Annotated in this window: 13 protein-coding genes; 11 read left to right on the top strand and 2 right to left on the bottom strand. The window is 68.9% G+C overall.

The annotated features are described in order from the left end of the window. The first annotated feature begins 136 nt into the window (after positions 1-136). Together rnr and ACODT0_RS34710 are read left to right on the top strand one after the other, a co-directional pair. Positions 137-2,401, top strand: coding sequence for a ribonuclease R (gene rnr / locus ACODT0_RS34715; RefSeq protein ID WP_412179420.1), 2,265 nt, complete (start codon positions 137-139; stop codon positions 2,399-2,401). A gap of 68 nt (positions 2,402-2,469) precedes the next feature. Beyond that, entirely contained in the window at positions 2,470-3,231 is a 762-nt protein-coding gene (locus ACODT0_RS34710; RefSeq protein ID WP_093342279.1) for an SDR family oxidoreductase, read from the top strand. A 7-nt stretch (positions 3,232-3,238) separates the two neighbouring features. Here ACODT0_RS34710 and ACODT0_RS34705 read toward each other — a convergent pair whose 3' ends face one another. Next, a complete protein-coding gene (locus ACODT0_RS34705; protein WP_489043325.1) occupies positions 3,239-4,705 on the bottom strand; it encodes an NAD(P)H-hydrate dehydratase in 1,467 nt (488 codons plus the stop codon). A gap of 32 nt (positions 4,706-4,737) precedes the next feature. On the opposite strand from ACODT0_RS34705, the gene ACODT0_RS34700 reads away from it, so the two are divergent. Next, on the top strand, positions 4,738-5,169 hold the full coding sequence (locus tag ACODT0_RS34700; protein WP_489043324.1) for a hypothetical protein: 432 nt from the start codon (positions 4,738-4,740) through the stop codon (positions 5,167-5,169). 3 nt (positions 5,170-5,172) lie between these two features. Here ACODT0_RS34700 and ACODT0_RS34695 read toward each other — a convergent pair whose 3' ends face one another. After that, positions 5,173-6,426 (bottom strand): D-amino acid dehydrogenase, encoded by a 1,254-nt coding sequence (locus ACODT0_RS34695; RefSeq protein WP_489043323.1) that lies wholly within the window; start codon positions 6,424-6,426, stop codon positions 5,173-5,175. 447 nt (positions 6,427-6,873) lie between these two features. On the opposite strand from ACODT0_RS34695, the gene rpsB reads away from it, so the two are divergent. The 8 genes from rpsB to rseP all read left to right on the top strand — a co-directional run bounded on the left by rpsB (position 6,874) and on the right by rseP (position 14,303). Then, complete coding sequence (gene rpsB / locus ACODT0_RS34690; protein ID WP_057591657.1) at positions 6,874-7,626, top strand: 30S ribosomal protein S2; 753 nt, start codon at positions 6,874-6,876, stop codon at positions 7,624-7,626. A 79-nt stretch (positions 7,627-7,705) separates the two neighbouring features. Further along, positions 7,706-8,629, top strand: a complete 924-nt coding sequence (gene tsf, locus ACODT0_RS34685) for a translation elongation factor Ts (RefSeq protein ID WP_057591658.1) — start codon at positions 7,706-7,708, stop codon at positions 8,627-8,629. A gap of 101 nt (positions 8,630-8,730) precedes the next feature. Further along, complete coding sequence (gene pyrH, locus ACODT0_RS34680; RefSeq protein ID WP_057591659.1) at positions 8,731-9,453, top strand: UMP kinase; 723 nt, start codon at positions 8,731-8,733, stop codon at positions 9,451-9,453. Between the two features lie 12 nt (positions 9,454-9,465). Next, positions 9,466-10,026: a ribosome recycling factor gene (gene frr, locus ACODT0_RS34675; protein WP_057591660.1), complete on the top strand. Its 561-nt coding sequence runs from the start codon at positions 9,466-9,468 to the stop codon at positions 10,024-10,026. Positions 10,027-10,034: 8 nt separating this feature from the next. After that, complete coding sequence (gene uppS / locus ACODT0_RS34670) at positions 10,035-10,772, top strand: polyprenyl diphosphate synthase (protein WP_057591661.1); 738 nt, start codon at positions 10,035-10,037, stop codon at positions 10,770-10,772. Positions 10,773-10,799: 27 nt separating this feature from the next. After that, complete coding sequence (locus ACODT0_RS34665) at positions 10,800-11,645, top strand: phosphatidate cytidylyltransferase (protein WP_057591662.1); 846 nt, start codon at positions 10,800-10,802, stop codon at positions 11,643-11,645. Next, on the top strand, positions 11,642-12,832 hold the full coding sequence (ispC, locus tag ACODT0_RS34660; RefSeq protein ID WP_479669969.1) for a 1-deoxy-D-xylulose-5-phosphate reductoisomerase: 1,191 nt from the start codon (positions 11,642-11,644) through the stop codon (positions 12,830-12,832). Before ACODT0_RS34665 ends, ispC begins: the two co-directional genes overlap by 4 nt. A 40-nt stretch (positions 12,833-12,872) precedes the next feature. Beyond that, entirely contained in the window at positions 12,873-14,303 is a 1,431-nt protein-coding gene (gene rseP, locus ACODT0_RS34655; RefSeq protein ID WP_057591664.1) for an RIP metalloprotease RseP, read from the top strand. Positions 14,304-14,325 lie beyond the last annotated feature (22 nt).

Raw genomic sequence — 14,325 nt, 5'->3', positions numbered from 1 at the left:
GATGTTACTCGCTAGTACCTGAAACTAGTGCGTCTACCAATTCCGCCATCTGGGCCCGCATACTTGCCGAAGCAGGTACGCTTTGAATTTCAGGAAAGAAGGAGATCATATCAAAAATAATGTCACTTCCAGCGGCTTGCTGGATGAATTCGAAGGCTCGGTTCAGGGCCATCGCGACGGACATGGCTTCGTGCAACGCGACGATGGCGAAGCCGACATCTATCTGCCCCCCAACGAGATGCGCGCGGTCCTGCACAAGGACCGCGTCAAGGCGCGCGTGGTGCGGCTCGACCGCCGCGGGCGGCCCGAAGGGCGCGTGGTCGAGATCATCGAGCGCCCCGAGCAGCCGATCATCGGCCGCCTGCTGCACGAGGGCGGCATCTGGCTCGTGGCACCGGAGGACAAGCGCTACGGCCAGGACGTGCTGATTCCCAAGGGCGCGACCGGTCCCGCCAAGGTGGGGCAGGTGGTCGTGGTGCAGCTCACCGAGCCGCCCGCGCTCTTCGGCCAGCCCGTGGGACGGGTGAAGGAAGTGCTCGGCGAGATCGACGATCCCGGCATGGAGATCGAGATCGCGGTGCGCAAGTACGGCGTGCCGCACGAGTTCTCCGAAGCGTGCCTGGCGGAAGCCAAGGCGCTGCCCGAGAAAGTGCGTCCGGCCGACAAGAAGGGCCGCGTCGACCTCACCGACGTGCCGCTGGTCACGATCGACGGCGAGGACGCGCGCGACTTCGACGACGCCGTGTACTGCGAGCCCGCGAAGGTCGGCCGCGGCAAGGGCTGGCGCCTCCTGGTTGCGATTGCCGACGTCAGCGCCTATGTGCGCACCGGCTCGGCGATCGACATCGATGCCTACGACCGCGCCACCAGCGTGTACTTCCCGCGCCGCGTGATCCCGATGCTGCCCGAGAAGCTCTCGAACGGCCTGTGCTCGCTGAACCCCGAGGTCGACCGGCTGTGCATGGTCTGCGACATGCTGGTCGCGGCCGATGGCGAGATCTACGCCTACCAGTTCTATCCGGCGGTGATGCACAGCCATGCCCGCTTCACGTACACCGAAGTGGCGGCCATCCTCGGCAACACGCGCGGCCCCGAGGCGGCCAAGCGCAAGGAGCGCGTCAAGGACCTGCTGAACCTCGCCGACGTCTACAAGGCCCTGCTCAAGCAGCGCGGCAAGCGTGGCGCGGTCGACTTCGAGACCACCGAGACGCAGATCATCTGCGACGACGCCGGCCGCATCGAGAAGATCGTGCCGCGCACCCGCAACGAGGCGCACCGCCTGATCGAGGAAGCGATGCTCGCGGCCAACGTCTGCAGCGCCGACTTCATCGCCGAGGGCAAGCACCCGGGCCTGTACCGCGTGCACGAGGGCCCGACGCCCGAGAAGAAGGAAATCCTGCGCGGCTACCTCAAGGCCATGGGTGTGGGCCTGAGCATCACCGACGACCCGGCGCCTGGCGAGTTCCAGGCCATCGCCGAGGCGACCAAGGACCGCCCCGACGCGCAGCAGATCCACACCATGCTGCTGCGCTCGATGCAGCAGGCGATCTACACGCCGATCAACAGCGGCCACTTCGGCCTGGCCTACGAGGCCTACACGCACTTCACGAGCCCGATCCGGCGCTATCCCGACCTGCTGGTGCACCGCGTGATCAAGGCCATCCTCGGCAAGACGCGCTACCAGCTGCCGATGCTGCCGACGCCGGGCGAGGCGCATGCCAAGCTCGCCAAGCGGCTGGCCTCGCGCGTGAAGGCGCCGACCACCAAGCCGCAGAAGGCCACGGTCGCGCCGACCAAGGAAGTGCAGGCCTGGGAGGCCGCCGGGCTGCATTGCAGCGCCAACGAGCGCCGCGCCGACGAAGCCAGCCGCGACGTCGAGGCCTGGCTCAAGTGCAAGTACATGCGCGAGCACCTCGGCGAGGAGTACGGCGGCGTGGTCACCGCGGCCACCACCTTCGGCATCTTCGTCACGCTCGATGCGATGTACGTCGAGGGCCTGGTGCACATCACCGAGCTTGGCGGCGAGTACTTCAAGTTCGACGAGATGCGCCAGGAACTGCGCGGCGAGCGCACCGGCATCCGCTATGCCATCGGCACGCGGGTGCGGGTGCAGGTGAGCCGCGTCGATCTCGACGGCCGCAAGATCGATTTCCGCCTGGTGCGCGAGGGCGAGGAACTCACCGCGCGCGCCATGAAGGACAAGGGGGGGCCGGCCGGCGGCGTGCCGGTCAAGGCCTCGGCCAAGCGCGGCGCGCGCCAGAAGGCCGAGGCGCCGGCCGGCGGCACCCGCGGCGGACGCGAACAGGCCGCGGGCGGCCCGCAGTCCGCGATGCAGGCCTTCAAATCGGCGGTCAAGAAGGCCGCCAACAAGATGAAGGGGCGCAAGACGCGCCGCGGCTGAATGCCTCCTTCATCCATCGCATCCAATCCATTCGAATCCATGAACACGCCGAGAAGGAGACAACGGGCATGAGTACAGAGAAGAACAAGGGCATCGCGATCGTCACGGGTGCCGGCACCGGCATCGGCCGCGCCGCGGCGCTGGCCCTGCTGGGCGACGGCTGGAGCGTGGCCCTGGCGGGCCGCCGCCTCGAGCCTCTCGAGCAGGTGGCCGAGGAGTCGGGCGCCGGCGCGCGCGCCTTCGCGGTGCCCACCGACGTGGCCAGCGCCGAGTCGGTGCAGGCGCTGTTCGGCGCCACCGTCGAGCGCTTCGGCCGCGTCGACCTGCTGTTCAACAACGCGGGCGTCGGCAACCCGCCCGGTTCCTTCGAGGACTGGACGCCCGAGCAATGGCGCGGCGTGGTCGACATCAACCTCAACGGGATGTTCTTCTGCATCCAGCAGGCCTTCCGCACGATGAAGGCGCAGACGCCGAAGGGTGGCCGCATCATCAACAACGGCTCGATCTCGGCCACCGCGCCGCGGCCGAATTCGGCCGCGTACACGGCGACCAAGCATGCGGTCGAGGGACTGACCAAGACGGCCTCGCTCGACGGGCGCAAGCACGACATCGCCGTGGGCCAGATCGACGTCGGCAATGCCATGACGGAGCTGGCCGCGCGCATGGCCAAGGGCGTGCCGCAGGCCAATGGCGAGCTCGCGGTGGAGCCGCTGATCGACGTGAAGATCGTCGGCCAGTCGGTGCTCTACATGGCGAACCTGCCGCTCGAGGCCAACGTGCTGTTCCACACGGTGATGGCGACGAAGATGCCCTTCGTCGGTCGCGGCTAGAAGCCCGTCAGCGGGGCGACTGGCGCGCGAGCGCGCCGGCCGTCAGCGGCGGCGCGTCGGCCGGCCAGGCGTCGGCCAGGTGGCCGTGGTGCCAGGCCGCTTCCCGGGCGGCGTCGAAGGCGCCGCGGCCCGCCGCCAGGCCCGCGCCGACCATGCCGGCGAGCACATCGCCGGTGCCGGCGCTCGCGAGGCGGGCATTGCCGGTCGGATTGAGGATGGGCACCGTGCCCGCGTCGTCGGCCACGATCGTTCCCGATCCCTTGAGCACCACGACGGCGCTCGTTTGCGCCGCCAGCCGGCGCGCGGCCGCCAGGCGATCGGCCTGCACCTCGCCGGCCGTACCGCCGAGCAGCCGCGCCGCCTCGAGCGGATGCGGCGTCAGCACCGTGGGCCGGCCGCGCTTCGTGCGCGCCTTCAATTGAGTCCGCAAGCCGTCGTCGCTCGCAAGCGCGTTGAGCGCATCGGCATCGAGCACCAGCGCGCGGGCGGTCGACAGCACGCGCGGCAGCAGCTCGCGCACCGCGGTACCGCCGCCACAGCCGCAGACCACGGCCATTGCCGAGAGATCGAGCGAGCGGGCGTCGCGCAGCATGAGTTCGGGCTGTGCGAGGTCGACCGGTGCCGCGCCCGGATCGAGCAGCCCGACGAAGGTGCGGCCCGCGCCCGCGTGCAGCGCGGCGGACCCGGCCAGCAGTGCCGCGCCGACCATGCCCGAGGCGCCGCCGATCACGGCCACGTCGCCGTAGCTGCCCTTGTGGGAGGCATGGGCGCGCGGCGCGAGCGACGGGGCGCCCGGCAGGCGTGCCACGGGCGGTTCGCTTGTCGCGCCGCAGCCGAGGTCGTCGAACCAGATCTCGCCGGCCGCGTCGCGGCCCTGGGCCGTGAAGAGGCCGGGATTCAGGGTCAGCAGGCTCAGGCAGATGCGTCGCGATGCCGCGCTCTGCCCGGGCAACTCGCCAAGCGAGTGCGTGCCGGTGTCGGCATTCAGTCCTGACGGCACGTCGACCGCGAGCACCGGATGCGGCTCGCCATGCATGCGGCGCAGCCAGTCGGCCATCGTGCCTTGGGGCGGCCGGCCGACCCCGATGCCGAGCAAGGCGTCGATCGCGAGTTCGTAGTGCGCGGGCGGCTCCGAGGCGAAGACCACGCCGGCATCGCGAGCCCGCTGCAGCGAGGCCTTCGCGTCCGCGGGCAGTCGGGTCTCGTCGCCCGCGAAGCTGACGATGGCCTCGAACCCGCGCTGCCGCAACTGCGCGGCCGCCTCGAAGCCGTCGCCGCCGTTGTTGCCCGGCCCGCAGGCCACCCAGACCGTGCGGGCGTGCGGCGCGATCGCCATCGCGAGCCGTGCCACCGCCAGTCCGGCGCGCCGCATCAGCGCGTGGGCGGGCAGGGCGGCCGCGCCGGCCTGCTCGATGCGGCGCGTGGCGGCGAGGTCGAACAGGTCGGCGGCGGTGGCGGCGGTGATGCGATGCATCGGGCGATTCTGCCCCTGCCTATGATCGCGCGATGAAACGCCTCGGACTCCTCGGCTGGCTGATCGCGCTGCTGTTCGCGTGGTTCGCGGCCTTCGTCGTCACGGGCATGGTGCTGGACGAGGGCCTGGGCTGGGCGCTGGGATGGCTGGCCGCCGTCTGGGGCGTGTTCCTGCTGGCCGAATCGCTGCGCTGGGTGCCGCTGCGCGACCTGGCCTGGTCCGCGAGCGTGGGCTGGGGCTTCGGGCTGATCCGCTGGCTCGATCCCCTGGTCGACGGTTCCGCGGGCGCGTGGCGTTGGCTGCTGATGGCCGCTGACCTGCTGTGCCTGGCCGTGTGCGTGCTGGTCGGGCCCGCGTTGCTGTCGGGGTTGGCCCGGCGCCTGCGGCCGCCGGAGCCGCCGCCCCTGCCGGTGGAGAAGCCGGCCGCCTATCCGCGCCAGTGGGGCCCGAAGGACGAGGCCTGAGCCTCAGCTTCCGAGCCGCTCGACGCCCAGGCCTTCGAGGTCCACACCCGGGTCCTGCCCGGCGATCAGGTCGGCCACCACGCGCGCGCTGCCGCACGACAGGGCCCAGCCGCTGGAGCCATGGCCCAGGTTGAGCCACACGCCCGGAATGCCGCTCGCGCCGAGCACCGGCGGCCCGTCGGGCAGCATCGGCCGTGCGCCTTTCCACTGCTGCACACCCGACTGCAAGGTCGCCGCGCCCGGGAACCAGTCCTGCAGCACCTTGTAGAGCGTGAGGATCGCGGGTTGGCTCAGCGTGTCGGCCGAGCCGCCGATCTCGGCGCTGCCGGCCACGCGCACGCGCTGGCCGAGGCGCGAGATCGCGACCTTGTAGCGCTCGTCCATGATCGCGCTGCGCGGCGCATTGAGCGGCTCGCGCACCGGTGCGCTCACCGAGTGCCCGTAGACCGGCGCCATCGGGATCCGCAGGCCGAGCGGGCGCAGCAGCGAGGCCGAGCCGAGCCCGGCGCAGACCACCACCGCATCGAAGCGCAGCGCATCGGAGCCGCTGGCCAGCGACACCGAAGTGGGCGCGGCCCGGCTCAGCGGCGCGATGTCGCAGTTGAAATGGAACTGCGCGCCGAGTGCCTCGGCCTCCCACTTGAGCAACAGTGCGAACTGGCGGCAATTGGCGACCTCGTCCTCGGGCAGGTAGATCGCGCCGGCCAGCGCGGTGTCGGGATTGAGGGCGGGCTCGATCAGCCGGGCCTCGTCGGCATCGACTTCGCGGAACACGCTGCCCGCGCCGCGCAGCACCTCGAGGCCGGGCTGGACCAGCTTGCGCTCGCGCTTGGAACGCAGCAGCACCAGGTAGCCGTCGCTGCGTTCGTAGCTGAGTTCGCGCGCTTCACTCACCTCGTGCAGCCGGGTGCGGCTGTAGAAGGCCAGGCGCTGCATGCGCGCTCGGTTCGCGAGGTAGGTTTCGAGCTTGCAGGCCTTCTGCCAGCGCGACATCCAGCCCAGGTCGCGCGAGGACAGCGGCCAGCGCAGCTTGATGGCGCCGTGCGACGACAGCAGCGAGCGCAGCACCTTCAGGCGCATGCCGGGCGCCGCCCAGGGCGTGACATAGCCGGGCGCCACCAGGCCGGCATTGGCGAAGCTGGCCTCCTCGGCGGCGGCGCCCCGGCGTTCGAAAACGGCCACTTCATGGCCGTCGGACGCCAACTCCCAGGCGGTGGTGACACCGATGATGCCGGCGCCCACGATCGCGATTTTCATTGAGATTCAGAATAAAAAAGAGAGCTGACGCCCATCTGACGAGGGCCTGCAGCTATTGTTTTTGAAGCAGCAGTGCCGTCTCGTCGTGCGGTGCAGCATGCCAGAGCATTGGCCTCGCAGGGCGTTTCCCGGGTGCGGGACGGGGCATCGAGCGTGCGTGTCCGCCGCGCGGTTCGCGACGGATGACGGGACGAAGGAGCTTCAGGGGCTGGCAAGGCGGGCGGGGCAGGGGGGTGTCTGAGGCGCGTGCTATACTCTTTGGGTTTCGCTCACGCGGTACTTTGCCTGTAAGGGACGAGCGCCACGCAGAGGAAACACATTCGCAAACCAGCCCAATCAAGGTGTTGCGACTTCGCTGATGCAGCGTGGCCGGCCAGGCCGGTTTGCAGCGTCCGGCGGAGTGCAAAAACGGGCTGGATTTTAGACCCAACCTTCGGAGTAATTTCAATGTCCGTCACCATGCGCGAAATGCTGGAAGCCGGTGTCCATTTCGGCCACCAAACCCGCTTCTGGAACCCCAAGATGGCCCCGTTCATCTTCGGTCATCGCAACAAGATCCACATCATCAACCTGGAAAAGTCGCTCCCGATGTTCCAGGAGGCGGCCAAGTACGCCAAGCAGCTCACGGCCAACCGCGGCACGATCCTGATGGTCGGCACGAAGCGCCAGGCGCGCGAAATCGTCGCCACCGAAGCCCGCCGCGCCGGCGTGCCCTTCGTCGACACCCGTTGGCTCGGCGGCATGCTGACCAACTTCAAGACCGTCAAGACCTCGATCAAGCGTCTGAAGGACATGAAGGCCCAGCAGGAAGCCGGCCTCGACAGCCTGAGCAAGAAAGAGCAGCTCACCTTCACCCGTGAAATCGAGAAGCTCGAGAAGGACATCGGCGGCATCCAGGACATGACCGCGCTGCCCGACGCCATCTTCGTGATCGACGTGGGCTTCCACAAGATCGCCGTGGCCGAAGCCAAGAAGCTCGGCATTCCGCTGATCGGCGTGGTGGACTCCAACCACTCGCCCGAAGGCATCGACTACGTGATCCCCGGCAACGACGACTCGTCGAAGGCCGTCACGCTGTACGCCCGCGGCATCGCCGACGCGATCATCGAAGGCCGCAACAGCGCGACCAGCGACGTGGTCAAGGCCATCGCCGAAGGTAGCGACGAATTCGTCGAAGTCGAAGAAAGCGCTTCGGCCTGAGCTGCGCGTCCCCGCGCCTGAAGAAGGGGCTTCGTTGCCCCTTTTTTTTAATCTGATTTTCTGAATACGGAGAGAAACAATGGTTGCAATCACCGCAAGCATGGTCGGCGAACTGCGCGCCAAGACCGACGCGCCGATGATGGAGTGCAAGAAGGCTCTGACCGAGGCCGACGGCAACATGGAAAAGGCCGAAGAGCTGCTGCGCATCAAGCTCGGCAACAAGGCCGGCAAGGCATCGAGCCGCATCACCGCCGAAGGCGTGGTGGCCGCCTATGTCGACGACGCCGCCGGCGCGATGATCGAGATCAACTGCGAAACCGACTTCGTCACCAAGAACGACAGCTTCCTGGCCCTGGCCAATGCCGCCGCCAAGCTGGTCGCGCAGAACAACCCGGCCGATATCGCCGCGCTGGGCGCGCTGGCCTACGAGCAGGACGGCTTCGGCCCCACGCTCGAGGACGTGCGCAAGGGCCTGGTCGGCAAGATCGGCGAGAACATGAGCTTCCGCCGCTTCAAGCGCTTCGCCGGCAACGGCAAGCTGGCTTCGTACCTGCATGGCACGCGCATCGGCGTGATGGTCGAGTTCGAGGGTGACGACACCGCCGCCAAGGACGTTGCGATGCACATCGCCGCCATGAAGCCCGTGTCGGTCGCCGCCTCGGACGTCCCGGCCGAGCTGATCGAGAAGGAACGCGCCGTGGCAGCGGGCAAGGCGGAAGAAGACCGCAAGACCGCCGAAGCCGAAGGCAAGAAGCCGCAGCCCGCCGACATCGTTGCCAAGCGCATCGAGGGCGGCGTGCAGAAGTTCCTCAAGGAAGTCTCGCTGCACAACCAGCCCTTCGTGAAGAACGACAAGCAGACCGTCGAACAGATGCTCAAGGCCGTCAACACCACCGTCAAGGGCTTCACCCTGTACGTGGTCGGCGAAGGCATCGAGAAGAAGGTCGACGACTTCGCCGCCGAAGTCGCGGCCCAGGTCGCCGCCGCCAAGGCCGCTGCCTGAGACCGTTCCCGCCAGAAGGCGACAGCGTGCCGGTGCATGCTGTCGCCTTTTCACCGCCAAGCCCTACACTCGCCCCCGCTCACTCTCAAAGGAAATTGCCCATGTCTGATCCCCGCCCAGCCCACAAGCGAATCTTGTTGAAGCTGTCGGGAGAGGCACTGATGGGCGACGATGCCTTCGGCATCAACCGCGCCACCATCGTGCGCATGGTCGCGGAAGTGGCCGAGGTCGTGAACATGGGTGTCGAGGTGGCGGTCGTGATCGGCGGCGGCAACATCTTCCGCGGCGTCGCGGGTGGCTCGGTCGGCATGGACCGCGCCACGGCCGACTACATGGGCATGCTGGCCACGGTGATGAACTCGCTGGCGCTGGCCGATGCCATGAACAAGCAGGGGCTGGTGGCGCGCGTGATGTCCGCCATCGCCATCGAGCAGGTGGTCGAGCCCTACGTGCGGCCCAAGGCGCTGCAGTACCTCGAGGAAGGCAAGGTCGTGGTGTTCGCTGCCGGCACCGGCAACCCCTTCTTCACCACCGACACCGCCGCCGCGCTGCGCGGCGCCGAGATCGGCGCCGAGCTGGTGCTCAAGGCGACCAAGGTCGACGGCGTCTACAGCGCCGACCCGAAGACCCATCCCGACGCGACGCGCTACGCCAGCCTGACCTTCGACCAGGCCATCGCGCAGAATCTCGGCATCATGGACGCGGCGGCCTTCGCGCTGTGCCGCGACCAGAAGCTGCCGATCAAGGTGTTCTCGATCTTCAAGAACGGCGCGCTCAAGCGCGTCGTCATGGGCGAGGACGAGGGCACGCTGGTGCATGCCTAGGAGTATTTGAGAATGACCATTGCCGATATCCGCAGCACGACCGACGCGAAGATGAACCAGTCGATCGCTGCCTTCCAGAACAACCTCACCAAGATCCGCACCGGCCGTGCCAATGCCGCGCTGCTCGACTCGATCCATGTCGAGTACTACGGCTCGCAGGTGCCGCTGAGCCAGGTGGCCAACGTGTCGGTGCTCGACTCGCGCACGCTGAGCGTGCAACCCTGGGAAAAGGGCATGGGCGCCAAGATCGAGAAGGCCATCCGCGAAAGCGACCTGGGTCTCAACCCGGCCTCGATGGGCGAGCTGATCCGCGTGCCGCTGCCGGCGATGAGCGAGGAGCGCCGCCGCGAGATGACCAAGCTGGTGCGCAACGAAGGCGAGAGCGCCAAGATCGCGACGCGCAACCTGCGCCGCGACGCCAACGAGGCGGTCAAGAAGCTGGTCAAGGAAAAGCTGGCTTCGGAAGACGACCAGAAGCGCGCCGAAGCCGAGATCCAGAAAGTGACCGACCGCCACATCGCGGAAATCGATCGCCTGATCACGGCCAAGGAAGCGGAGATCATGGCCGTTTGAGGCTGCCCATGGCCGCCTCCAAGCCGCAGACCATTCCGCACCACATCGCCATCGTCATGGATGGCAATGGCCGCTGGGCCACGCGGCGCTTCCTGCCCCGCGTGGCGGGGCACAAGCAGGGCGTGGAGTCGCTGCGGCGCTGCGTCAAGGCCTGCGTCGATCGCGGCGTGCGGGTGCTCACCGTGTTCGCCTTCTCCTCGGAGAACTGGAACCGTCCGCCCGAGGAAGTCTCGGGCCTCATGGACCTGATGGTCGGCGCGCTGGCGCGCGAGGTGCCCAAGCTCGGCCGCGACGGCGTTCAACTGCGCTTCGTCGGCGAGCGCGGCGGCCTGTCGCCGAAGATGGTGAAGGGGCTGGTCGACGCCGAGAACGCCACGGCGGCCAACGACCGCCTGGTGCTCAACGTGTGCTTCAACTACGGTGGCCGCTGGGACATCGCCCAGGCCGCCGCCAAGCTGGCCGCGCGCGGCGAGCCGCTGACCGAACTCAATCTCGACCGCGCGATGGCGCTGGCCCATGTGCCCGACCCCGACCTGTTCATCCGCACCGGCGGCGAGCAGCGGCTGTCGAACTTCCTGCTCTGGCAGAGCGCCTACGCCGAGCTGTTCTTCAGCGACAAGCTCTGGCCCGAATTCGACGAGGCCGCGCTCGACGAGGGCATCGCCGCATTCCAGAACCGCGAGCGCCGCTTCGGCAAGACCTCGGCGCAGGTCACGACCGACGCCCGATCGCGCCAGACCGCCTGATCCCTCTTTTCCGGACGACCCCGCTGCATGCTCAAGCAACGCATCCTCACGGCGATCGTCCTGTTGGCGATCCTGCTGCCGGCGCTTTTCTATCCTTCCTACGTCCCCTTCGGCTGCGTGATGCTGGTGCTGATCGGCGCCGCGGCCTGGGAGTGGGGGCGCCTCAACGGCTACGGCCAGCGCGTGTCCGTGTTCCTGGGCCTCGAGATGGTGGCGCTGTGCGCGTTCTCGTGGTGGCTCGGGCTGCTGGCCCAGCCGCTGCTGCCGCTGTGGATCGTCGCCAGCGCCGCTTGGGTGCTCGGTGGCGCGGCGCTGCTGCGTGCCGCCGTTCCGGGCTGGCCCAAGGTGCCGCGCGGCATCAGGCTGGTGGGCGGGCTGCTCGCGCTGTGGGTGGCCTGGCTGGCCGCGGTGCAGGCGCGCCTGATCGGCATCAACTTCCTGCTGTCGATCCTGGTGCTGGTCTGGGTCGCCGACGTCTTCGCCTATTTCGCCGGCCGCGCCTTCGGTCTCAAGTTCACGCGCCGCAAGCTCGCGCCCGCCATCAGTCCCGGCAAGAGCTGGGAAGGCGTCTGGGGCGGCATGGCGGGCGTGGTGGTGCTGGCGCTGGCCTGGGTCTGGGCCGATGCCTCGGCACAGGCCACGGTGGCCAGCCTCTACAGCCGGCTGGCGACGCGCGGCTGGTGGCTGCTGCTGCTCGGCGTGGTCTTCATGGCGGCGATGAGTGTGGTCGGCGACCTGGTCGAATCGCTGATCAAGCGCAGCGCGGGCGCCAAGGACAGCAGCCGGCTGCTGCCCGGCCATGGCGGGGTGCTCGATCGGGTGGATGCCCTCTTGCCCACGCTGCCCATTGCAATGATGCTGGCTTTTCTGTGAACACTTTCCCCAGACAACGCGTGACGGTGCTCGGCTCGACCGGGTCGGTCGGCGCCAACACGCTCGACGTCATCGCGCGCCATCCCGAGCGCTTCGAGGTCTTCGCGCTCTCGGCCGCCACCAAGGTCGACGAGATGCTCGCGCAGTGCGCGCGCTTCTCCCCACGCTTCGCGGTCATGGCGAGCGAGGCCCATGCGGCCGCGCTGGCCGAAAAGCTGCAGCAGAACCATCTGCCCACCCGGGTTCTGTCTGGTGCGGGCGCTATCGAAGAGATAGCGTCGCACGACGAGGTCGATGCCGTCATGGCCGCCATCGTCGGCGCCGCCGGCCTGGGTCCCTGCCTGGCGGCCGCGCGCGCCGGCAAGCGCCTGCTGCTGGCCAACAAGGAGGCGCTGGTGGTCGGCGGCGACCTGTTCATGCGCACGGTGCGCGAGGGCGGGGCGACGCTGCTGCCGATCGACAGCGAGCACTCGGCCATCTTCCAGTCGCTGCCCGAGGACCCGTCCACCTGGGCGCGGCGCATCGACAAGATCATCCTCACCGCATCGGGCGGTCCGTTCCGCACCCGCGCGCCCGACACCCTGGGCTCCGTCACGCCCGAGCAGGCCTGCGCCCATCCCAACTGGGTGATGGGGCGCAAGATCTCGGTCGACTCGGCCACCATGATGAACAAGGCCCTCGAAGTGATCGAGGCGCGGCACCTGTTCGGCGTGGCGCCCGAGCAGATCGAGGTGGTCATCCATCCGCAGAGCGTGGTCCATTCGATGGTGCAGTTCACCGACGCCTCGGTGCTGGCCCAGCTCGGCACGCCCGACATGCGGGTGCCGATCGCCGTCGGCCTGGCCTGGCCCGAGCGCATCGAGAGCGGGGCCACGCGGCTGGACTTCCGCCAGCTGGCCGACCTGAGCTTCGCCGCGCCCGACGCGGCGCTCTTCCCGGGCCTGGACCTGGCCTGGCAGGCGCTGCGCGCGGTGCCGGGCACCACGGCCGTGCTCAATGCCGCCAACGAGGTCGCGGTCGAGGCCTTCCTGGCGCGCCGGCTGCGCTTCGACCGCATTCATGCGGTCAACATGGAAACTTTGGAGGCAGTTGCGCCCTCCAAGCCGGCGTCGCTGGCCGATCTGCTGGCCATCGACGCCAGCGCCCGCGCCGCCGCGAATGCCGCGGCGCTGCGCCTTTCCGCCTGACGCCCACCCGCGTCGCCGATTCCCAGAAGCAAGGTTCCGGATGCTCACCCTCGTCGCGTTCATCGTCGCGCTCGGCCTGCTGATCACCGTGCACGAGTTCGGGCACTACCGGGTCGCGGTGGCCTGCGGCGTCAAGGTCAAGCGCTTCGGCGTGGCCACGCTGCCCTTCGGTAGCCCGGACAGCCCCTCGCTGCTCGGCCGTTTCCTCTGGCGCATCAGCAAGCCCGTCTATACCTGGAAGCCGCGGCGCCAGCATCCGGGGCAGGACACCGAGTTCGCCGTCGGCCTGTTCCCTTTCGGCGGCTACGTCCAGATGCTCGACGAGCGCGAGGCGCCAGTGGCGCCCGAGGAGCGCCACCGCGCCTTCAACACCCAGCCGCTGCGCTCGCGCGCGGCCATCGTCGCGGCCGGCCCGATCGCCAACCTGCTGATGGCGGTGGCCCTCTACACGGCCGTGAACTGGATCGGCGTGCAGGAGCCGGTGGCGACCCTGGCGCGGCCGGTGGCGGCCTCGCTGGCCGAGCAGGCCGGGCTGCGCGGCGGCGAGCACATCGCCCGTGCCGGCTTCGAGGGCGACGATCTGAGCGAGGTCCAGTCCTTCGAGGACCTGCGCTGGCGCATGACCCGCGGCGCGCTCGACGGCCACGACCTGACGCTCGAGGTGGCGGGGCAGGGCGGCCAGCCGGCCCGCACGCTGGTGCTGCCGCTGAGCCGCATCGAGGCCAAGGATGCCGATGCCCAGATGTTCCGCAAGATCGGCGTGCTCGCGCCCATGACCCGCCCCGAGATCGGCGAGGTGATGGCCGGCGGCGCCGGCGAGCGCTCGGGCCTGCGCCGCGGCGACCTGGTGCGCGCCATCGGCGACACCGCCATCGTCGATGGCCAGCAGCTGCGCGAGGCGATCCGTGCCTCGGTCAAGGACGGCAAGGCGCAGGCGCAGCCGTGGCGGATCGAGCGCGAAGGCCGTGCCCAGACCCTCGAGGTCGTGCCCGAGGTGCGCGACGAGGGCGGCCTGAAGGTCGGCCGCATCGGTGCCTACGTGGGCGCGCCGCCCGAGATGGTGACCGTGCGGCAGGGACCGGTCGACGGCGTCTGGCGCGGCGTGGTCCGTACCTGGGAGGTGTCGGCGCTGACCGTGCGCATGATGGCCAAGATGGTCATCGGCCAAGCCTCGATCAAGAATCTCAGCGGCCCGATCACCATCGCCGACTACGCCGGCAAGTCCGCCAGCCTGGGGCTCACGCAGTACCTGGTGTTCCTCGCACTCATCAGCGTGAGCCTGGGCGTGCTCAATCTGCTCCCGCTGCCGGTCCTCGATGGGGGGCACCTGATGTATTATCTTTGGGAGGGCCTGACCGGTAAAAGCGTCTCCGACGTCTGGATGGACTGGCTTCAGCGCGGTGGCGTTGCCCTGCTCCTGGTCATGATGTCGATTGCCTTGTTCAACGACACATCGCGGCTCTTTGGTTAACTATCTTGCCGGCCCTTTCCGC

Source organism: Variovorax sp. FG153, from assembly GCF_057809595.1.
Note: the sequence above shows the minus strand (reverse complement) of the source record. Positions and strands in the feature narration are given on the sequence as shown.